The organism is Bacillus sp. MHSD_36, from assembly GCF_030757775.1.
Taxonomy (GTDB): Bacteria; Bacillota; Bacilli; order Bacillales; family Bacillaceae_G; genus Bacillus_A.
The window spans coordinates 379,049-400,715 of the sequence record NZ_JAVBIS010000004.1; the positions used below are offsets into that span (position 1 = coordinate 379,049).

The 21,667-nt window shown below is 35.9% G+C and carries 22 protein-coding genes, 1 other RNA gene, 1 riboswitch and 1 other annotated feature; of the genes, 20 read left to right on the top strand and 3 right to left on the bottom strand.

Going from position 1 to position 21,667, the window contains the following annotated elements; all coding sequences use genetic code 11:
• The first annotated feature begins 83 nt into the window (after positions 1-83).
• The 10 genes from secG (at position 84) to Q9B79_RS19070 (ending at position 10,089) form a co-directional block, all read left to right on the top strand.
• Entirely contained in the window at positions 84-317 is a 234-nt protein-coding gene (gene secG / locus Q9B79_RS19025) for a preprotein translocase subunit SecG (RefSeq protein WP_000557264.1), read from the top strand.
• Positions 318-472: 155 nt separating this feature from the next.
• Positions 473-1,213, top strand: a complete 741-nt coding sequence (gene estA / locus Q9B79_RS19030) for a carboxylesterase (protein ID WP_000761976.1) — start codon at positions 473-475, stop codon at positions 1,211-1,213.
• 142 nt (positions 1,214-1,355) lie between these two features.
• The gene (gene rnr, locus Q9B79_RS19035; RefSeq protein WP_306186647.1) at positions 1,356-3,782 is read left to right on the top strand and encodes a ribonuclease R; all 2,427 of its coding nucleotides are present in this window, start codon (positions 1,356-1,358) and stop codon (positions 3,780-3,782) included.
• 125 nt (positions 3,783-3,907) lie between these two features.
• The gene (gene smpB, locus Q9B79_RS19040; RefSeq protein ID WP_048528182.1) at positions 3,908-4,375 is read left to right on the top strand and encodes an SsrA-binding protein; all 468 of its coding nucleotides are present in this window, start codon (positions 3,908-3,910) and stop codon (positions 4,373-4,375) included.
• Positions 4,376-4,501: 126 nt separating this feature from the next.
• Positions 4,502-4,856: a transfer-messenger RNA gene (gene ssrA, locus Q9B79_RS19045) on the top strand.
• A 365-nt stretch (positions 4,857-5,221) separates the two neighbouring features.
• Positions 5,222-5,899, top strand: a complete 678-nt coding sequence (locus tag Q9B79_RS19050) for a response regulator transcription factor (RefSeq protein WP_306186651.1) — start codon at positions 5,222-5,224, stop codon at positions 5,897-5,899.
• Positions 5,900-6,226: 327 nt separating this feature from the next.
• Positions 6,227-7,243 (top strand): siderophore ABC transporter substrate-binding protein, encoded by a 1,017-nt coding sequence (locus Q9B79_RS19055; RefSeq protein WP_306186653.1) that lies wholly within the window; start codon positions 6,227-6,229, stop codon positions 7,241-7,243.
• Positions 7,244-7,262: 19 nt separating this feature from the next.
• A complete protein-coding gene (locus Q9B79_RS19060; protein ID WP_306186655.1) occupies positions 7,263-8,279 on the top strand; it encodes an ABC transporter permease in 1,017 nt (338 codons plus the stop codon).
• Positions 8,276-9,340 (top strand): iron chelate uptake ABC transporter family permease subunit, encoded by a 1,065-nt coding sequence (locus tag Q9B79_RS19065; protein WP_306186657.1) that lies wholly within the window; start codon positions 8,276-8,278, stop codon positions 9,338-9,340. The genes Q9B79_RS19060 and Q9B79_RS19065 overlap by 4 nt, the downstream gene beginning before the upstream one ends.
• Positions 9,337-10,089 carry an iron ABC transporter ATP-binding protein gene (locus Q9B79_RS19070; protein ID WP_000590070.1) on the top strand — a complete coding sequence of 251 codons (753 nt, stop codon included), beginning with the start codon at positions 9,337-9,339 and terminating at the stop codon, positions 10,087-10,089. Before Q9B79_RS19065 ends, Q9B79_RS19070 begins: the two co-directional genes overlap by 4 nt.
• A 217-nt stretch (positions 10,090-10,306) precedes the next feature.
• Here Q9B79_RS19070 and Q9B79_RS19075 read toward each other — a convergent pair whose 3' ends face one another.
• Positions 10,307-11,272, bottom strand: coding sequence for a DUF4822 domain-containing protein (locus Q9B79_RS19075; protein ID WP_306186660.1), 966 nt, complete (start codon positions 11,270-11,272; stop codon positions 10,307-10,309).
• Between the two features lie 435 nt (positions 11,273-11,707).
• On the opposite strand from Q9B79_RS19075, the gene Q9B79_RS19080 reads away from it, so the two are divergent.
• From Q9B79_RS19080 to Q9B79_RS19100, 5 genes are all read left to right on the top strand, one after another.
• Complete coding sequence (locus tag Q9B79_RS19080) at positions 11,708-12,670, top strand: nuclease-related domain-containing protein (protein ID WP_306186662.1); 963 nt, start codon at positions 11,708-11,710, stop codon at positions 12,668-12,670.
• 49 nt (positions 12,671-12,719) lie between these two features.
• Positions 12,720-13,124, top strand: a complete 405-nt coding sequence (gene psiE, locus Q9B79_RS19085; RefSeq protein ID WP_078417356.1) for a phosphate-starvation-inducible protein PsiE — start codon at positions 12,720-12,722, stop codon at positions 13,122-13,124.
• 138 nt (positions 13,125-13,262) lie between these two features.
• Entirely contained in the window at positions 13,263-13,778 is a 516-nt protein-coding gene (gene speG / locus Q9B79_RS19090; protein ID WP_306186664.1) for a spermidine N1-acetyltransferase, read from the top strand.
• Positions 13,779-13,923: 145 nt separating this feature from the next.
• A complete protein-coding gene (locus Q9B79_RS19095) occupies positions 13,924-14,133 on the top strand; it encodes a DUF3955 domain-containing protein (RefSeq protein ID WP_372339550.1) in 210 nt (69 codons plus the stop codon).
• Between the two features lie 63 nt (positions 14,134-14,196).
• Complete coding sequence (locus tag Q9B79_RS19100) at positions 14,197-14,436, top strand: DUF3947 family protein (RefSeq protein WP_270707787.1); 240 nt, start codon at positions 14,197-14,199, stop codon at positions 14,434-14,436.
• A 33-nt stretch (positions 14,437-14,469) separates the two neighbouring features.
• On the opposite strand, the gene crcB (Q9B79_RS19105) is transcribed toward Q9B79_RS19100, so the two are convergent.
• Together crcB (Q9B79_RS19105) and crcB (Q9B79_RS19110) are read right to left on the bottom strand one after the other, a co-directional pair.
• Positions 14,470-14,826 (bottom strand): fluoride efflux transporter CrcB, encoded by a 357-nt coding sequence (gene crcB, locus Q9B79_RS19105; protein WP_306186666.1) that lies wholly within the window; start codon positions 14,824-14,826, stop codon positions 14,470-14,472.
• Positions 14,823-15,227, bottom strand: a complete 405-nt coding sequence (gene crcB / locus Q9B79_RS19110; protein ID WP_306186668.1) for a fluoride efflux transporter CrcB — start codon at positions 15,225-15,227, stop codon at positions 14,823-14,825. Before crcB (Q9B79_RS19110) ends, crcB (Q9B79_RS19105) begins: the two co-directional genes overlap by 4 nt.
• A 54-nt stretch (positions 15,228-15,281) precedes the next feature.
• Positions 15,282-15,341: riboswitch (Fluoride riboswitch) on the bottom strand.
• A gap of 218 nt (positions 15,342-15,559) precedes the next feature.
• Between crcB (Q9B79_RS19110) and Q9B79_RS19115 the strand changes: the two genes are divergently transcribed.
• The 5 genes from Q9B79_RS19115 to tyrS all read left to right on the top strand — a co-directional run bounded on the left by Q9B79_RS19115 (position 15,560) and on the right by tyrS (position 21,643).
• Positions 15,560-16,618 (top strand): endonuclease/exonuclease/phosphatase family protein, encoded by a 1,059-nt coding sequence (locus tag Q9B79_RS19115; protein ID WP_306186670.1) that lies wholly within the window; start codon positions 15,560-15,562, stop codon positions 16,616-16,618.
• A 27-nt stretch (positions 16,619-16,645) separates the two neighbouring features.
• A complete protein-coding gene (locus Q9B79_RS19120) occupies positions 16,646-18,148 on the top strand; it encodes a DUF4077 domain-containing protein (RefSeq protein ID WP_306186672.1) in 1,503 nt (500 codons plus the stop codon).
• Positions 18,149-18,314: 166 nt separating this feature from the next.
• Entirely contained in the window at positions 18,315-18,710 is a 396-nt protein-coding gene (locus Q9B79_RS19125) for an SET domain-containing protein (RefSeq protein ID WP_142337544.1), read from the top strand.
• Positions 18,711-19,099: 389 nt separating this feature from the next.
• Complete coding sequence (gene murB, locus Q9B79_RS19130; RefSeq protein ID WP_306186675.1) at positions 19,100-20,017, top strand: UDP-N-acetylmuramate dehydrogenase; 918 nt, start codon at positions 19,100-19,102, stop codon at positions 20,015-20,017.
• 95 nt (positions 20,018-20,112) lie between these two features.
• Positions 20,113-20,328: a binding site (T-box leader), on the top strand.
• 52 nt (positions 20,329-20,380) lie between these two features.
• Positions 20,381-21,643: a tyrosine--tRNA ligase gene (gene tyrS, locus Q9B79_RS19135; RefSeq protein ID WP_306186677.1), complete on the top strand. Its 1,263-nt coding sequence runs from the start codon at positions 20,381-20,383 to the stop codon at positions 21,641-21,643.
• Positions 21,644-21,667 lie beyond the last annotated feature (24 nt).

The window sequence follows — 21,667 nt, forward strand, 5'->3', positions numbered from 1 at the left end:
CGAGAGCAACCCTATAGCTCTCGCTTTTCTATAGAATTTATGCTACAGTTACAATAACTGAATCTTTGTAGGAGGTACGCCAAGTGCATACGTTATTATCAGTTTTACTTATTATTGTATCGATTTTAATGATTGTTATGGTACTTATGCAATCTAGTAATAGCTCAGGCCTTTCAGGTGCAATTTCAGGCGGTGCGGAGCAATTATTTGGTAAGCAAAAGGCACGTGGAATTGAAGCGGTATTAAACCGTATTACAATTGTTTTAGCTGTATTGTTCTTTGTATTAACAATTGGTGTTACGTACTTCAATTTATAGAATTGAAAGAAGAAGCGTTAGTAAGTTGTACTAATGGTTCTTCTTTTTTGTTATTTGAAAAAAGTTTCTAATTAGATTATAGAAATATAAATATGGTACACTAGATATAGAAAGAATACGACTAGATTACAGAAGAGAAAGAGGAGAAGTACATGATGAAATTAGCATCTCCGAAACCATTTACATTTGAAGGTGGAGACCGCGCTGTTTTATTACTACATGGATTCACAGGGAACTCAGCTGATGTACGTATGTTAGGGCGTTTCTTAGAAAAGAAAGGCTACACTTGTCATGCTCCAATTTATAAAGGACACGGTGTACCACCAGAAGAGCTTGTTCATACAGGTCCTGAAGATTGGTGGCAAGATGTAACAGAGGCATATCAGCTTTTAAAAGATAAAGGCTTTGAGAAAATTGCTGTTGTTGGATTATCACTTGGCGGCGTATTTTCTTTAAAATTAGGCTATACAGTACCGGTTTTAGGTGTAGTGCCAATGTGTGCACCAATGTATATTAAGAGTGAAGAAACAATGTACCAAGGTATATTGGCATATGCCCGCGAATATAAAAAGCGTGAGCAAAAATCACCAGAGCAAATTGAGCAAGAAATGTTGGAATTCCAAAAGACACCGATGAATACATTAAAAGCATTACAACAATTAATTGCTGACGTGCGTAACAATGTGGACATGATTTATGCCCCAACATTTGTTGTACAAGCGCGTCATGATGAAATGATCAATACAGATAGTGCTAACATTATTTATAACGGTGTAGAATCAACGTTAAAAGACATTAAATGGTATGAAGACTCTACGCATGTCATCACACTTGATAAACAGCGTGACGAGCTACATGAGGATGTATATAACTTCTTGGAGCAACTAGATTGGTAAGATCTAGTTGCCTCTTTTTTTCATAAGGAATTTTTTGTGAAAACTGTAAAAATCATAAGGGGAGTATTGAAGTTTCGCTTTATACATCCCCTATCTTTCGGATACACTAAATAATATAAGGTTTTAAAGGAGGTATTTTTGCTTGGAAGAAATCACACAAGAACATATTGATAAGTTGTTATTATTTATGAGAGAAGAAGCGTATAAACCGTTAACGATACAAGAGTTAGAAGAGGCTTTTGGAATTGAAGGTTCTGAAGGCTTTAAAGATTTTGTAAAGGCACTTGTAATGATGGAAGAGAAGGGGCTTGTTATTCGTACGCGTAGCAACCGTTACGGTCTTCCTGAGAAGATGAATTTAGTACGTGGTAAGTTAATTGGACATGCACGTGGCTTTGCATTCGTTGTACCAGACGAGAAGAAAACAGGAGACGATGATCTTTTCATCCCACCTACAGAGCTAAACGGTGCACTTCATGGCGATACAGTATTGGCACGCCTTAGTTCTCAATCGAGCGGTTCGCGTCAAGAAGGTTCAATTGTACGCATTTTAGAACGCGGCACGAAAGAACTAGTTGGTACATATACAGAATCGAAAAACTTTGGATTTGTTATACCTGACAATAAGCGCTGGACGAGTGATATCTTTATCTTGAAAAGCGCATCAATGGGTGCTGTAGAAGGTCATAAAGTAGTTGTGAAAATTACGAGTTATCCAGAGAATCGTTTAAGTGCAGAAGGTGAAGTTATTCAAATTCTAGGTCATAAAAATGATCCAGGAGTAGATATTTTATCTGTTATTCATAAACATCATCTACCTTTAGCGTTCCCTGAAGAGGTGATGGAGCATGCAAACAGTGTACCAGAAACGATTTCAGAAGAAGATTTAAAAGATCGTCGTGACCTGCGTGACCAAATGATCGTAACGATTGACGGTGCAGACGCGAAAGATTTAGATGACGCTGTTACAGTAACGAAGCTTGAGAACGGTAACTATAAGCTTGGCGTTCATATTGCGGATGTAAGTCATTACGTTCAAGAAGGTTCTCCAATTGATGTAGAAGCAGCGGAGAGAGCGACGAGTATATATCTTGTTGACCGTGTAATTCCGATGATTCCGCACCGTCTATCTAACGGTATTTGTTCATTAAATCCGAAAGTAGACCGTCTGACATTATCTTGTGAAATGGAAATCAACAATTTAGGTGACGTTGTAAAACACGAGATTTTCCAAAGTGTAATTAAAACGACAGAGCGTATGACGTATGCTGACGTAAGAAGCATTTTAGAAGATGAGGACGAAGAATTAATTAAGCGCTATGAGCCGCTTGTACCGATGTTTAAAGAGATGGGGCAATTAGCACAAATCCTACGTGAAAAACGTATGCGCCGCGGTGCAATCGACTTTGACTTTAAAGAAGCGAAAGTATTAGTAGATGAAGAAGGAAAACCAACAGACGTTGTTATGCGTGATCGTTCTGTATCAGAGAAGTTAATTGAAGAATTTATGCTTGTTGCGAATGAAACAGTAGCAGAGCATTTCCACTGGATGAACGTACCATTCATGTACCGTGTCCATGAAGATCCGAAAGAAGATAAGTTAGAGCGTTTCTTCGAGTTTGTAACGAACTTCGGATATTCAGTAAAAGGACGTGCAAATGAAGTACATCCTCGTGCGCTGCAACAAATTCTTGAAATGGTGCAAGGACAGCCTGAAGAGGTAGTCATTTCAACAGTTATGCTTCGTTCCATGAAGCAAGCACGTTACGATGCGGATAGCTTAGGACATTTCGGTTTATCAACTGAGTTCTACACGCATTTCACATCACCAATTCGTCGTTACCCAGATACGATTGTTCATAGATTAATTCGTGAATACATCATTAACGGTAAAGTCGACCATGAAACACAAGCAAAATGGCGTGAAAAATTACCTGAGATTGCAGATCATTCTTCTAATATGGAACGCCGTGCTGTTGAAGCCGAACGTGAAACAGACGAAATGAAAAAAGCAGAGTATATGGTTGATAAGATTGGCGAAGAGTATGACGGTATGATTAGCTCTGTAACAAACTTCGGTTTATTCGTAGAGCTTCCAAATACAATTGAAGGTCTTGTACACGTTAGCTACTTAACGGATGATTACTACCGTTATGACGAGCAGCATTTCGCAATGATTGGAGAACGTACAGGTAACGTATTCCGCATCGGTGACGAAATTACCATTCGCGTTATTAACGTAAACAAAGACGAGCGTGCAATCGACTTTGAAATCGTTGGCATGAAAGGTACGCCTCGTCGTAAGTTCAAAGATCGTCCAGTCGTGATCGAACAGCCAAGAACAGGCAGAAAGAAACGCGGTGGACGTAGTGAGCGCAGTAATGAGCGCGGCGGAGAACGTGGCACAGGAAGAAAATTTGACCGTGGTGGCAAAGGAAAAGGAAGAGGATCCGCTTCCGCCTCAGCATCAGCTAGCCAGCCAGGGAAAAAAGATGGTAACGGCAAGAAGAAAAAAGCATTCTTCGAAAACGTACCAGGATTCAAGAAGAAAAAGAAAAAGCGTAAGTAAGAAAAGAGTGGCTTCGCTTTGTTGAAAAGCGGGGCTTTTTCTTTTTTATTGGTGGCTTGAGAGCGAGCCACTTTCGCTTTTTATTAACATTTGTTACAATAGTAAAAATAGAGGAGGGACGTTATATGCCAAAGGGTACAGGTAAGGTTATTGCACAAAATAAAAAAGCTTTTCATGATTATTTCATCGAAGAAACATACGAAGCAGGGCTTGTCCTTCAAGGAACGGAAATTAAGTCGATTCGCGCTGGACGCGTGAACTTGAAAGATGCATTTGCTCGTGTACACAATGGTGAAGTATGGGTTCATAATATGCATATTAGTACGTACGAACAAGGGAATCGTTTCAACCATGATCCGCTTCGCACGAGAAAGTTACTTCTTCATAAAAAAGAAATTGAAAAGTTAACAGGTGCTTCAAAAGAAACAGGCTATGCATTAGTTCCAGTTAGAATCTATTTAAAAAATGGATTTGCGAAAATGGCACTTGGTTTAGCAAAAGGTAAGAAACAATACGATAAGCGTCACGATTTAAAAGAGAAAGAAGCTAAACGTGAAATTGCTCGCGCGTTCCGTGATCGTCAAAAGATGTAATACAGATATTTACATTTGTAAAACGGCGCGCGTATGTTATAATAACTTATGTAAGATTGTTGCACATTGAAAAACAGCTCTTAGTAGCTATCACGAAATTTTCTTCGTATGCTCCATTTTTATCATGGGGACGTTACGGATTCGACAGGGATAGTTCGAGCTTAGGTTGCGAGTCGAGGGGATCGGCCTCGTTAAAACGTCAAAGCCTATAATTGGCAAACAAAACAATCTTTCTTTAGCTGCTTAATTGCACTAAAGGTTCCTCCCTCCATCGTCCATGTGGTAGGGTAAGGGACTCAAACTAAGTGGACTACGCCGGAGTTCGCCGTCTGAGGACAAAGGAAGAGAACAACCAGACTAGCAACTTGGAAGCCTGTCGATAGGCTGAAGAGTTCGCGAAATGCTAATATATCGACTACACTCGTAGAAGCTTAAGTGCCGATATTTTTGGACGTGGGTTCGACTCCCACCGTCTCCACCAATACATATTTGGTGGTTTTTTATTTTGTATGATATGAACCATAACTTTGCCAGAGTGGCGAGGTTATGGTTCTTTTTGTTTTGTAGTTTTATAAAATGCTTAAGTTGATGAGACGGTACCCCCGAAACAGAAAATGAAGAGATAGTTGTAGATACTATAGTTGCCCTTAATGATAAAATAATATGTATTTAAATCTTCATATCCTTTGTGTTTCTATTCATATCTATTGTAAGATTATATAGAGTTCTCCTAATAAGCTGTCATAATGGCTTTTTTTAGGGGTTTCATACTTATAAATCTTAAAATATTTTTTCGAGATAATTTTTTATGCAACTAAGTTATATTGAAGTAGAGGTGAACCATCGGTGAGGCAGGTGTTAGTAATTAAGAATGAACGGTCTTTAGCAAAGAAAATCGTCAGCGGTTTAACGCAAGAGGGCCATTTCATTTTAAAACTTCACAATGAAAACCAAGGTTTAAATATAGCATATGAACAAGATTGGGATATTATCATATTGGATTGGGATTCATTAAGTATATCGGGACCGGAAATTTGTAGACAAATACGACTTGTTAAAACGACACCAATCATTATTGTGACCAACAATATTTCTAGCGAGGATTGTATAGCAGGGTTACAAGCAGGAGCAGATGATTATATTAGAAAACCATTTGTGAAGGAAGAATTAGTAGCAAGGGTTCAAGCTATTTTAAGGCGAAGTGACTATACCCAGCAAAATGAGACAAACTTTTTTCAGTTTAAAGATCTCTTTGTTGATGCATCTAGCAATATTGTGAAAAAAGGTGGCAAAAATCTCTCGCTTACGAAGCGCGAGTACGATTTACTTGTATTTTTAATTAAGAATAAAAATACAATATTAAGCCGTGAAATGCTTTTGAACCAGGTTTGGGGATATGACGTAGTAGTAAATCCGAATGTAGTAGACTTATATGTTGGGTATGTAAGAAAAAAGCTAAAGTGCGAGAAGAAAGACAGATATATTCAAACGATACATGGCAGAGGCTATTCAATGGTTGAATGATACAAATAAGATAATAAAATAGTTTCTGTGAAATATTAGCTATTACTGGGTGTATTTTGTAAGGAAAGGGCTCTGTCTCGCATACGTTGAGACAGTATTTAATGAAGGTTAATCAACAGTCCAGAACGCACATATTACTTTTTATACTTGATTTCATGAATTCACACCATTCACAAGATTTTCACAGAATTAATGACTATACTTATTTACAGGATGTTCAAATGAAAATGATTATCAATAGCAGTTTGGGTACATAAAAGATACTGTCTAATTTAATCTATCGATATTATCATTTTCGAACTAAATTACATTATAAGGAGTATATGTATGAAAAAAACTATGCTTTTAAAATTAGTAAGTATTCTAGCAATTTTCACTTTAATGTTAGTAGCTTGCTCAGATTCAGGTAAGGAAACTTCGAAAGCTAATAATAAAGGTGATAGTAGTGATAAACCAAAAACGGTTGAAATCACTGATGCTCATGGAACTGTTAAAGTCCCTGTAAATCCAAAGAATGTAGTTGCTTTAGATAATAGAACGTTTGAAACATTATCTGATTGGGGAATTAAATTAGCGGCTGCTCCAAAGGATGTAATGCCTGCAGATTCAGCATATGTAAAAGATAAGTCAGTTCAAAATATTGGGAATCACCGCGAACCAAATCTTGAAATTATTGCAGCGGCAAACCCTGAACTTGTAATCGTTGGTCAAAGATTTGCTAGCCATTACGAAGAAATCAAAAAATTAGTGCCAAATGCAGCTGTTATTGATCTTAATGTTGATGTTTCTGAGAAAGCTACTAAGCCTGGCGAAAACTTAGTAAAAGGACTTAAAGATTCTACAACTACTTTAGGAAAAATCTTTGATAAAGATAAAGAAGCTAAACAATTAGTAGCTGATTTCGATAAATCTATTGAAAAAGCAAAATCTGCTTATAATGGAAAAGATAAAGTTATGAGTGTTATCGTTACTGGTGGAAATATTGGTTTTGCTGCGCCGCACTCTGGTCGCGTTTGGGGACCGATGTATGAAATTTTCGGTTGGACTCCAGCACTAGAAGTTTCTAATTCTACTGCAGGTCATAAAGGTGATGACGTTTCTGTTGAAGCTATTGCACAAACAAATCCTGATTGGCTATTCGTATTAGATCGTGATGCTGCAACATCTGATGCTGCTAAGTCAGCTCCTGCTCAAGATGTTATTTCTAAATCACCAGCTCTTCAAAACACAACTGCTGTTTCTAAAAAACAAGTTGTTTATGCACCAGCAGATACTTACACAAATGAATCAATTCAGACTTATATAGAGTTATTTGGAAATATCGCAAAAACTTTAGCTAAGTAGTGTAAAGGGGTATGAAACAGTGTCAAAAAATATGATTTCTAGGGTTGAGAATATTTCTCAACCCCAGTTTTATAATCACAATAAAATATGGACAAAACCTTTTATAATAGCGGTTATAGTTGTTATAATTTTAGGGATTATATCACTATTTACTGGAGTTTATGATATACGTGGACAAGAGGACGGAATGGAGATGTTTTTCATTACTCGTGTTCCGAGAACAGTTGCATTAATGCTTACTGGAGCTGCAATGGCGATGGCAGGGCTCGTCATGCAATTAATTACCCAGAATCGTTTTGTTGAACCTACTACAACGGGGACTATTGAATGGTCAGGCTTAGGCCTGCTTTTTGTATATTTATTATTCCCTGCCCCGACTTTAGTTCAAAGGATGACTGGTGCAATCATTTTTTCTTTTATAGGAACTATGATTTTCTTTTTATTTTTAAGAAGAGTTAAACTTCGTTCGTCTTTAATTGTCCCGATTATTGGACTGATGCTTGGAGCAGTTATTTCTGCAGTGTCTACGTTTATGGGACTCCTTTTTCAAATGACGCAAAGTATTGAAACTTGGTTCGTAGGTTCATTTGCTACCGTTCAGGTGGGAAGATATGAATATTTATGGCTGATTGTTATCGTTACTTTGTTTATTTTTATGTATGCGAATAGATTGACTTTAGCTGGACTAGGAGAAGATGTCGCAACAAGCCTTGGCGTTAATTACAATAGAATTGTTCTTTTTGGGACTGGCCTTATCTCTGTTGCTGTTGGAATTGTTGCAGCTGTTATTGGAAACTTACCTTTCTTAGGACTAATTGTTCCAAACATTGTTTCCATGTTTAGAGGAGATGATCTTAGGAGTAATTTACCTTGGGTATGTGTCATAGGAATGGGGACAATCACTGCCTGTGACATCATTTCTCGAACAATTATAAAGCCGTTTGAATTACCAGTCTCTCTAATACTTGCATCAGTGGGAGCAGTCGTATTTATCACTATTTTATTGAGAAGAAGAAAACCAAGGAGGCTACGATGATTACATTAGACTATAAAAATAAAGAAAATGTCGAAGTCGATTCTAGCCTTCATAATGAAAGTAGATCAGCTAGTGCTTTTCGTTCTAAGAAGGAAGCAAGACGATATTGGATTGTACTCATAACATTGATCGCTTTCGGTCTCCTTTCTTCATACGGACTTTTAGTTTATAACAATCCAGTTCCGATAGATTCCCCTTCTTTTATCCCAGTTGTTAAGAGAAGGATAGTAGCTATTGTTGCGATGATTATTGCTGCAGTTTGCCATAGCTTGTCGACAGTTGCTTTTCAATCTATTACGAACAATAAGATTATTACTCCTTCGCTTTTAGGTTTCGAATCGCTTTATTCAGCAATTCATACGAGTACAATATTCTTCTTTGGTGCTAGTGCATTAATAAACTTTAATGGAATTGGATCGTTTTTATTCCAAGTTGTTGTTATGGTCTTGATGAGTTTGATACTTTATGGATGGCTACTTTCCGGTAAATACGGGAATTTACAACTTATGCTTTTAGTTGGAATTATTATTGGTACTGGACTGAATTCTGCATCAACTTTTATGAGAAAGCTACTTGCGCCTTCAGAGTTTGATATTTTACAAGCGAAATTATTTGGTTCTGTTAATCATGCGGATCCTGCATATTTTCCTGTTGTAATTCCTATGATTATAATTGTAGCGTTATTAATTTTTGCTCATTCTAAGAAGTTGAATATTTTATCACTAGGAAAGGATGTTGCTACTTCCTTTGGGGTTAAATATCAACCTAGTGTAATTTATACGCTTGTATTAGTAGCTATTTTAATGTCCATCTCAACTGCTCTAATTGGACCACTTACGTTCTACGGCTTTTTAGTAGCAACTTTGAGTTATCAGGCGGCGGCAACGTATGATCATAGATATATTTTCCCAATGGCTTTTGCTATAGGATTTTTAATAATGACGAGTGCATACTTTTTAATGTATCATGTATTCAATGCTCAAGGTGTAGTTTCAGTTATTATTGAATTATTTGGTGGAATCATATTCTTAACTATAGTTTTAAGGAAGAGGGCTTTATGATAAAAATCGATAATGTTAAAAAGTTCTATACTGATAAGGTGAAAATAGGACCTTTGGATATTGAAATACCGAAAGCGGGCTTTACTTCTTTAATTGGACCAAATGGCGCTGGAAAGTCTACGACACTTTTGATGATTGGAAGACTTTTAGATATGGATGAAGGTCAAATTCAAGTAGCGAATATGGATGTTTCTGAATCAAAATCAAAAGACTTAGCAAAAGTTTTGACTATATTGCGACAAGAAAATCATTTTGTAACGAGGCTTACTGTTAGACAATTAGTTGGATTTGGGCGCTTTCCATATTCGAAGGGAAGATTAACGAAAGAAGATGAGGTTATCATTTCTAAATATATCGACTTTCTAGATTTAACTAGTTTAGAGAATAGATATTTAGATGAGCTTTCTGGTGGTCAAAGACAAAGGGCATATGTAGCGATGGTATTGTGCCAAGAGACTGAATACGTGCTGTTGGACGAGCCTCTGAACAATCTCGATGTTGCACGTTCTGTTCAAATGATGGAGCATTTAAGACGTGCGGCTAATGAGTTTGGAAGAACAATTTTGACTGTTATGCATGACATAAATTTTGCAGCTAAATACTCTGATAAAATTTGTGCTATGAAAGATGGACAAATTGCTGCTTTTGGCACAGTAGAAGAGGTAATGGACCCAACACTTTTGACAGATATTTTTGAAACAAAAATAGAGATTATTAATGGTCCTTATGGGCCGATTGCTGTTTATTAGTTATAAAATGTATACTGTAGCTGCTGTCTATATTTTGTAGGCAGCAGCTTTTTTATCTGAAGAATTAACAAATCTTTTATCAGCGCTTCAAAAGCTAACGAAGGTAATTGAAGAGCTGTAGTGGTTGTTACATGTAAAAAAGCATAAGCTGACAAAAACGATCAGCTTATGCTAATTCATATTTCGAATATAAAAAGTGGAGTTTTAATCAAACAAATTAAAAACTAAATTGTGGTTTCATATCACCTGTATAAGGTTCATGTTCAACAAATACAGTGATGTCTTTCCCTGCTTGGTCTTTACCAGTTCTTTTATACGTAAATTTCTTATTATTGAGTTCAGTAAGTTCAAGAGCCGCACCATATTTATTATTTCCAATTGAAACATGGGCTCTTATTTTATTTTCATGCACAACATCGAAGTAGCCATAGTCACCGCGGCTTTGGCCTGTTTCGCTATTGAAGAACTCATATTTATTAGATTTGTCATCGAATTTTGCTAGACTTATAAAATTCGAATTAAACTGTGTCACATCATTACCAGCTTCATCTAATACTTTTGTTCCGTGCCAAAGGGTTCCGCCTAAAATCTTATCTCCATCAACGTTTTTAACGATATCGCCTGTAGTTGTGTTCAGCTGCTTGTCCGGATCAGTGAAAGAAAGCTCTTTTTCTTTATATGGAACATGTTCAACGAAAACTTCTACATCTTTACCGTTAGCATCTTTCCCCATTCGTTTATAAGTAAATACATTCTTATTTAGCTTTGTCATATCAACAACAGCTTGATATTTCATTGATTCTGAAATTAATATTCTCTTCTTCCCATCATTTGTGATAAAGAAAGTTCCTTTATCGCCACGACTTGCACCTGTTTTAGCGTCAAAGAATTCATATCTTCCTGACTTTGCATCATATTTCGCAAGGCCGATGAAGTTTGCATTTTCTTTTGTTAAGTCATTCTTATCTTTGTCTAACACTCTTGTACCTTGCCAATTTGTATCGCTAAGAATGTTAGCCATTTTTTGTCCTTTCGTTAACTTATTTTCCTTTTTTGTTTCTTTAGCAGTTTGTTCTTGTTTCGGTTTACTATGATCTTCTTCGGCTTTCGTACCAACACACCCTGTTAGTGCTAGTGTGAATCCGAGCAATATAGATGATAGTGCTTTCGTTTTTTTGTTCATTTTTATCGTCTCCTTATTTTATGATTTTAAATAGTTCGTCTTTCTAAATGTAATTACTATGCTTATTATGTTAATGGCCGAGTATAAACTGCCTCTAAATAAAACATTAAAAAAGGATAAACTAATTCCTAAAATTTTTTCATACTTATAAAAAGGTCTTTTACATGAGGTGAATGTAAATCTCTCATTTTGAAAACGGCGTAATTAAATGGGCAGATTCATATTATGTTTACAGTGCGATTTTAGATGTGATGCTATACTATGTATAGGATTTTATGTGTGTATGTTGTGTCGTTTTTTGTCGGTAAGTCGATATATTATGAAAATCGCTGATATAAATTGGGTTGCGACGATATATTTCGAAAATCGCCGATATAATTTGAGTTGCGCTGATATATTTGAAAAATCGCTGATATATTTTGGAGGGGAATAAAGATGATTGTGAAAGAACGGAAAATGTCCGTACATTTGCTTCAATTAGAAGCTTTACTTAGAAGATTGCCTGCTCATCATCCAAAAAGGAATGTGGTGGTTGAAAGTCTAGCGAAATTTATGGCTGGCTATAAAGGAGAGCAGGCAATTGAATATCCGCTTAGTTTTCTATCTGAAACAAAATATAGCATTTTACATGACATCAGATTGTTTGATCAGAAACATTATTTCCAAATTGATGCCCTCATAGTTTCCTCATGTTTTCTTCTTTTTCTTGAAATAAAAAATATCATTGGTACGTTAATTTTTGATGCAAAGTTTAATCAACTCATTCGAATCGCAGATGGTACTTCAGAAGAGGGGTTTCCAGATCCGCTTTTACAAGTGAAACGGCAAGAGATGCAGCTGAGAAAATGGCTGAGTTTGCATGGTTTATATAATATTCCGATTGAATCTCTCGTTGTAATTAGTTCTCCTCGTACAATTATTAAAACTTCAGATGAAATGCTTCCTAATAAAATTATCCACGGTGCAAATTTACCTAATAGAATCAAACAAATGGAAAGTCAATATAAAGAAGACGTAATTGATAATGTAGATGGACTTATAAATCAAATTATGAATGAGCACATTCCGCAGCGACAAAATATTCTTGCACAATATAAAGTGAAAAAAGAGGAATTGCTAAAGGGCGTGCAATGTGAGGAATGTTTTACAATGGCAATGTTAAAAGAAAAACAGGGATGGCGCTGCTCAAACTGTAATAGTACGTCTAAAAATGCTCATTTACGTGCTTTACAAGACTACACACTTCTGTTTGGAATGATAACTACTAATAGCAAGTTGAGGGATTTTTTTAATATGCAATCTAGTTCTGCGGTTAAAAGACTCCTCAAAACAATGAACATCCCACACACCGGCACTAATAAAGGGAGAAAATATGATTTAACTTCTTTCCCATTATAATTTTGCTATAATAAATAAGTACCTACACGAAGGGGAGATAAAAGAAAACATGAAGTCGTTTAATATTGATCATTTTATCGCGAGTGTTTTACAGTGGATATTGAATATAGCGTTAATTATATTATCCATTGTCTTATCTATCTTTTTAATTAACGAGACTATCACATTTATTCAATACATATTTTCAACAAAGGAATATACATCGTATAAATTGGTTGAGAGTATCATCGTCTATTTCTTATACTTCGAGTTCATCGCATTGATTATTAAGTATTTTAAATCGAATTATCATTTCCCGTTACGCTATTTTATTTATATAGGAATTACGGCTTTAATTCGATTAATTATTGTGTCTCATGAGGAACCGATGGAGACGTTGTTATATGCGGGATCCATTCTTGTTTTAGTTATTGCTTTATACATATCGAATATGAGAGATTTGAGAAAAGAGTAGTGCAGGCATAAGTTTGCGCTACTTTTTATGTCTTGACCTTCAAGTTACTTGAAAGTTTACAATGTAAATAGGGCGTTTGAAATTGAAAAAAATTGAGAAATTAAGTGAAGAGGTTTCTTTTACTTGGAGGTTATAGCAATGAGTCAGGATTTGAAGTTACGTCCTTTAGAACGAGAGGATTTAAAGTTTGTACACGAACTGAATAATAATGCACATATTATGTCGTATTGGTTTGAAGAGCCATATGAGGCATTTGTGGAGCTACAGGATCTATATGATAAGCATATACATGATCAAAGTGAACGCCGATTTATCGTTGAGAAAGACAATGAGATGGTTGGATTGGTCGAGTTAGTAGAAATTGATTATATTCACCGTAGAACAGAATTCCAAATTATTATTGATCCAAATTATCAAGGGTACGGTTATGCAGCAGAGGCGACGCGTTTAGCGATGGATTACGCTTTTGCCGTATTAAATATGCATAAAATATATTTAGTTGTGGATAAGGAAAATGAAAAAGCGGTACATGTTTATAAAAAAGTTGGATTTATGGTGGAAGGTGAACTTCTCGACGAATTTTTCGTGGACGGCAACTATCATAATGCGATAAGAATGTGTATGTTTCAGAAGGAATATTTTAGAACGAAATAATGGAGTAAGAAGACTATAGACAGTTATTGTCTATAGTCTTTTTTTCATTAACCAACAATAATGTTGTTGGTCTTATTATGATGGTAGTAAGAATAGTCAAAAGGAATGCAGATAAATGAATTATGAAATTAGTGGAGAATATATTATGAAAAAATACTTATTAGCTTCTAGTCCGATATTTTTAGGAGTGATATGCATCATTATGTTTAATATAATTGGTTCCGAAGTGAAACCCGATGGAACTTTAGTGGAGCCATTTTACTTCATTCCGTTAGCATATTTATTTACTTTCACTGGAGTTGTTGCGATTTTGTGTGTGGCTCTTTTCTCGGTGCTTCGAAAAAAGACAGCGTAATAAAACACTCACTACGAAATAGAAACATACGATACGGAAGAAAAATAATAAGTGAGCTGAATCATAATGAATCATTATTTTTATAATGGTAGACAAGTGGGGGCAGCTATTACACTGGCAGGAGCTCAGGGGACAATTCATGCTGTGAATCAAGCGATTCAAATGCAGCAACAAGCATATTTTGCACAAATGATGCAAGGACCGTATATGTCGTATTCACAGCTTCCGATGCAAAGTGTACATTACGATGTGCAACCAATGGGCTTATTTTCTATTCCATATGGCGGGACATACTTCTTATGAAAGAAAGCGACTGATTAGAGTCGCTTTCTTTCATTATATTCCGCTTAGTTTCATTCCAAGGAATGCGAAGAGGATACCGATTATGTAAGTAGTGCTTATGTATAAAAGGAGTGTGCTACATTTTTTTAGATTAAGAAGCTGAACAGATTCTAATTTAAATGTCGAAAATGTAGTGAAGGCTCCCATAAATCCAGTCCCTAATAATAATTGCCAACTTGTAGAGACCCCGTTGCCAATTATATATCCGAGTAAAAATGCACCTGTTATATTAATGAGAAATGTAGCAATTGGAAAGGAAGTTTTATTTCTTTTTTTAAACCAATTGCTAATTGCAAATCGTGTAATAGCACCGAAAAAACCGCCTATTGCTACTAATAAAGTTTCTATCATAAGTGATCACCTTCCGTAAGATGTTTCTTAATTAAGAAATCACCTAGTGTATAGCCAAGAGCAGACATAATGAGGCCACCGAGTATGCTGCATGATACATATAAGAAAGCCGTACTCCATTCAGAATGATGAATTAATTGCACAGTTTCTACACTGAATGTCGAAAACGTCGTAAAGGAACCGATAAATCCAGTTCCAATACCTGTGATAATCTCTGAGGGCAAAATATTTCGCCGAGCGATATAGCTAGTTAGCCACGCTAATAAGAAGCAGCCAACTAAGTTAATAAGTAATGTAGCTAATGGAAATGAATGATGCCATGAAGTATGAATAGTAAGGCCTAAATAATAACGAGAGAGGGCTCCTAATATACCGGCAATGCCAACGATAATATAAATCAATATCTTCACCTCTTTAAAATAGTGTGCTCAAAAAAATGACTCCTACCAGTAGTGATACTGGTAGGAGTCATTAGCTAAGCAGCGATTATGGCGAACTCCATCGCCTATGATTGTTACATATAGTGTACTAAAAATCTTATTGAATTTCCAGTGAAGAAGTGGAGGCGTTTTGTATGTGTGTAATGGTTTAGGGTATATAAATATACTTATCAACTAAATATAGTGATATAAGGTTTTCAATGTGATAAAATATTTCTTATGTCTGTCATTCAGTTGTAGTTAACTGAAAATAAAGATAATTCAACTGTGTGTTTTAGAAAAGGGGCGTTTATTTGAAAAAGTTATTAAAAATAGTACTTATATGTATTTTGATAGGTGCTTGCATTTTAGGTGGTTTTTTAGCGTATATGACACTTACAAAAGAACAGCCTGCTGATGTTATAAGCTTGAAGGTGAAAAATAATAAGGAGCGTGTATTAGCGCCTGACAATGAATTTAAAGTTACAACGTTTAATATTGGATATGCTGGATTAGATAAGGATCAAGATTTCTTTATGGATGGGGGAAAGGGATCTGGTTCAAGTAGCAAAGAGCAAACGGAAACAAACTTAAAGAATATGCTTTCATTTTTACAAAATGAGAATAGTGATTTTGCGTTATTACAAGAAGTCGATATAAAATCAATGCGATCATTTGATGTGAATGAGCATGAATTTTTGAAAAAAGGATTACCTGATTATACTTCGTCGTTCGGAAAGAACTATGATACAAAATGGGTTCCCGTTCCAATTACAAGTCCAATGGGATATGCGGAGGCTGGATTAAGTACATTTTCTAAATATACAGTTCAAACAGCGAAGAGATTCCAGCTTCCTGGAATGGAGCCTTGGCCGAAGCGCTTATTCGATTTAGATCGAGCGATTGTTGAACATACAATCCCTGTTAATAATGGAAAGCATGTTAGACTTGTAAACTTACATTTGTCTGCATACGATGAAGGTGGGAAAATTAGAAAACAGCAAGTAGAGTATTTAAAAGAATATATGAACAAGCATTATAAAAATGGTGATTACGTAATAATGGGTGGAGATTGGAATCAATTAGTTTCAAATGCTCAGTTAAGTGATCCAAAGTTTGTGAAAGAGCGTCCGGAATGGTTAGTAGAGTTACCAAAGGACTTTACTGATGGTGGCTTTAAGTGGGCTGTAGATCCGTCTGTTATGACTGTGAGAGATGATGTGAAGAAATATGTGGAGGGTGAAAACTTCGTCACGATTATTGATGGCTTCATCGTTTCACCAAATGTGGAGATTGTAAATGTGCAAGGGAAAGATTTAAAGTTTGAAAATAGCGATCATAACCCAGTGAGTGCGGTATTTAAGCTGAAGTAATGAAGTGCAGAAGGTGGGACTTTATATATGGAGTGGTTAAAGGAAACTTGTTTTTCTAGCCTTGAGAAAGAATCACAGAAAAATCATTTATTGCTGTTTATTACGATTTGTAGTTTCTTCCTTGGGATAATCCTGATTGGGTATTACGGATATATTTTTAGACCGAGCGTACTACCGTTTTGGATTTGTGGTATGTCTGTAGTTGTATTTGGAACAAGCTTTACATTTATAAAAAGTATGGAATCAGTGTATAAATATATCATGACATTTATGTTGCTTATTATGTCTTTCATTATGGTACAAGCTTTTAATGAAAGCCCGGCTGTATTTCAAATGGTCTACTTTACACTAGCGGTTTCACTTATTTATTTAAGTGAACGTCTCGTTATCATTCTTGGCGGAGTAGCGGTTGTGATCACATTTATTCTTTGTAGTTATTGGCCGGAGCAATTTTTTGCGTATACAGCCGCATCTGAAGCTGCAAACTTCGCAAGCTTGTTAGCGATCGTAACGATTGCAATGTGGGGCGTAACGAAGATTGGCTCTAATCTGTTAGCTCGTTTAAGTGATGAGAAGCAAGAAGTAATGAGGAAAGCTCAGGAGTTAGAAGAAACGCAAAGACTTATTGAGGAAACGGTTGGAAAACTAGATAGTAATTTCAATCATTTAAGACAAAATATGAATACATCAATGGAGTCGATGAGTGAAATTAATTTCGCTTTTGAAGAGGTGGCAGTTGGTACTCAATCACAATCAGAGATGATGCATCGTTCGGTAGAAGTATTGAATGAGATGGAGGGGAATATTGAACAAATTATTTCTCAAGTAAGAAATGCATCGACTCGTGTTGATGAAAGTTTAGAAATTTCAAAGGGTAGTGTACATACTTTGCGAAATTTTGAAGCGAATATGAGAAGTTTGAATGATGTTGTTTCACAATCAGGAATTATATTTAGAGATTTAATGATACAGTCGAAGCAAATTAATGAAATTGTAGATGTAATAACGAATATTTCAAGTCAGACGAGTTTGCTAGCTTTAAATGCAAATATCGAAGCGGCAAGAGCAGGTGAGCATGGAAAAGGGTTTGCTATTGTGGCGAATGAAGTATTAAAGCTTGCCGAAGAATCGAATCGTTCTGCGGGGAGAATTCAAGGTATTTTGAAGGAGTTTAGTAATCAAGCAAGTAAGGTAGAAGTGCAGGTAGAGAAATCAGAAAGAGTACAAGAAGAATGTAACGAAATGTTAGCAAGCGTTTTAACAAACGTAACGGATTTAGGAAAGTTTATTGATGCAATTAATGATGTAATGAGAGAAATCGTTGGTCATCAAGAAAACTTCCAAGTTAAAACGACGAATATCGTAAAGGATGTTACACATGTTTCTAATGTAATTCAGCAAACTTCTGCGGCTACGGAAGAAGTGTTAGCAAGTGTAGAAGAAGAAAAACATCGAAATGATACATCAGTGAAGACGTTATATACTGTTAGTGAGCAAGTGAAGTTGTTAGAAGATATTTTAGAAAAGTAATATCAATTCAAAAGGGCACACTATGTGTGCTCTTTTTACATTTAAACGAATGCTTGAACGGAATTTAATTGCTTTTCTGCGCGTTTTCTGCCAAGCTTAAGGAGATAAAATTCAGCTAATAGCGGAATTAAAATATTTCAAAGAAAGAATTATATAGGTGACGCATATGATCGAAGTTAAGACTTCTGAACTTAGTGATGGAGAATTTAATAGAGGTGTTTTTGCAACTCGTGATATTAAAAAAGGTGAGTTGATACACGCAGCACCAGTTATCTCTTATCCGAATGAACAGCATGAACACATTGAGAAAACATTACTTGCTGATTACGCATTTGAGTATGGGGTAAATCATACGGCAATCCTTTTAGGGTACGGTATGTTATTTAATCATTCATATACACCGAATGCAACGTATGATATTGTCTTCGAGAACCATACGTTTAACTTCTTCGCTTATAAGGATATAAAAGCGGGAGAAGAAATCTTAATCAATTATAATGGCGAAGTTGATAACGATGAGCTGTTATGGTTTGATAAGGAAAAAGAAGAGAACGAAAAGTAATTTATAATAAGTGATGAAAAGGAGGCTTTTACATAGGTAAAAGCCTCCTTTTTTAGTAATGAAAATAAAGTAAATATTACAAAAAAATACCACTTTATTTTCGTATGATATAGTAAGATACTGAAGGATAGTGTGTTGAAAAAGTAATATATTTTACAAATTGTTGTCTTTCTGATGACATGTCAAGTTTAGTAGCCCATTTGGGTTGCTTTATTATGCAATATATATTTTAATATGAGTGGCACCTCTTATACATTAAGAGGTTTATAGGTGTCTCGAATTGATTTTGGGTACACTGTATCCACCACTTTAGATTCGTTCATGTATGTGGGGATATTATGGGCCCGTATAACGGGATAAAAAGAATATAGAAATAGAGGAATCGTAAAATGAATATGCAAGAGGTTTATGAATATTTAAGTACGGTATTGCCTGAAGGTCATGTGAAACAAGATGAAATGTTAAAGAATCATACGCATATTAAAGTTGGTGGAAAAGCAGATGTGTTCGTTGCGCCGACAAATTATGATGAAATTCAAAAAGTTATTAAATATGCTAACGAATATAAGATTCCAGTTACGTTTTTAGGAAATGGATCAAATGTCATTATTAAAGATGGTGGAATTCGCGGAATTACAGTAAGTTTAATTCATATTACAGGTGTGACTGTAACAGGCACGACGATTGTAGCACAGTGTGGTGCAGCAATTATCGATGTATCACGTATTGCATTAGATCATAATTTAACGGGTCTTGAGTTTGCTTGTGGTATTCCAGGTTCAGTTGGCGGAGCATTATATATGAATGCTGGTGCTTACGGCGGTGAAATTTCGTTTGTATTAACAGAAGCTGTCGTAATGACAGGTGATGGAGAGTTACGTACTTTGACGAAAGAAGCATTTGAATTTGGATATCGTAAGAGTGTATTTGCGAACAATCATTACATTATTCTTGAAGCGAGATTTGAACTTGAAGAAGGTGTACATGAAGAAATTAAAGCAAAAATGGATGATTTAACGTTCAAACGTGAATCAAAACAACCTCTAGAATATCCTTCATGTGGTAGCGTATTTAAGCGCCCACCAAATAACTTTGCTGGTAAACTAATTCAAGAATCAGGGCTACAAGGTAAGCGAATTGGCGGAGTGGAAGTTTCTCTAAAACACGCTGGATTTATGGTGAATGTTGATAACGGAACAGCACAAGATTACATCGATTTAATTCACTTCGTACAAAAGACTGTTGAAGAGAAATTTGGCGTGAAGTTAGAGCGAGAAGTAAGAATTATTGGAGAAGATAAAGAATAAAAATACGTATGAAACTGCGAATTATTTTTAAAAAATATTTGGGTATTGTTGACAATTTGTTTGCGATTCAATATAATGGCTAATAATTTAACAAATAACATACGTTGAAAGAGCCCAGTAGCAGTTTGTCACTGTTAACGAGAGAGCTAGGGGTTGCTGGAACCTAGCACACACAAACTTGCGAATTACACTCTGGAGTATCTTAGGTAATGCTAAGCGGATTGGCAATCGATATTATTGCTAAGAGTGGTATGAGTAGCTATGCTATTTATACAAACTGGGTGGTAACACGGTGAATAATCGTCCCTATGTCATAGACATAGGGATTTTTTGTTTTCAAAAAAATAGAGGGGATGAAAAAAGATGAACATTATTGATGAATTAGAATGGCGCGGTGCCATTAATCAACAGACGGATGAAGAAGGTTTACGTAAGCTAGTAGAAGAGAAAAAGATTTCACTATACTGCGGAGTTGATCCGACTGGTGATAGTATGCATATCGGACATTTGATTCCGTTTATGATGATGAAGAGATTCCAGTTAGCTGGTCATCATCCAGTTATTTTAATCGGCGGGGCAACAGGAACAATAGGTGATCCGAGTGGACGTCAATCAGAGCGTCAACTTCAAACGTTAGAAGTCGTTCAGCATAACGTGGATGCGTTAACAGCGCAAATGAAAAAGCTGTTTGATTTTGGTGGAAATAGCGAAGTGAAGATGGTTAATAACTACGACTGGACAAATGAAATAAACATTATCGAATTTTTACGTGATTACGGAAAAAACTTTAGCATTAATAGCATGTTAGCAAAAGACATTGTAGCAAGTCGTTTAGATACAGGTATTTCTTTCACAGAATTTACGTACCAAATCTTGCAAGCGATGGACTTCCATCATTTATACACGAAAGAAGATGTTCAACTGCAAATTGGTGGTAGTGACCAATGGGGAAATATTACGAGTGGGTTAGACTTAATTCGTAAGTTAGAAGGGCATGAAGCGAAGGTATTCGGATTAACGATTCCGTTATTATTGAAATCAGATGGTACGAAGTTTGGTAAATCAGCAGGTGGTGCGGTTTGGCTTGATCCTGAAAAAACAACACCGTTTGAATTTTACCAGTTCTGGGTGAATACAGATGACCGCGATGTCGTTAAATACTTGAAATACTTTACGTTCTTAACGAAAGAGCGCATCGATGAATTGGCAGCGAAGGTAGAAACAGAGCCTCATAAACGTGAAGCGCAAAAAGTATTAGCGGAAGAAATGACGAAATTTGTTCATGGAGAAGAGGCATTCCTGCAAGCTGTGAAAATTACCGCAGCGTTATTTAGTGGAGATATTAAATCGTTAACAGCCGATGAAATTGAGCAAGGCTTTAAAGAAATGCCAACATTCCAGTCTTCAAAAGAGACAAAAAACATCGTAGAATGGCTAGTTGATTTAGGAATTGAACCATCTAGACGACAAGCACGTGAGGATATTAATAATGGAGCTATTTCTATGAATGGCGAAAAGGTAACGGATGTAGGTACGGATGTTACTGTAGAAAATTCATTTGATGGACGATTTATTATTATTCGTAAAGGGAAAAAGAACTACAGCCTTGTGAAGTTAGGAGAATAGTTTGTGTGAAAGGATGGGAGTAGG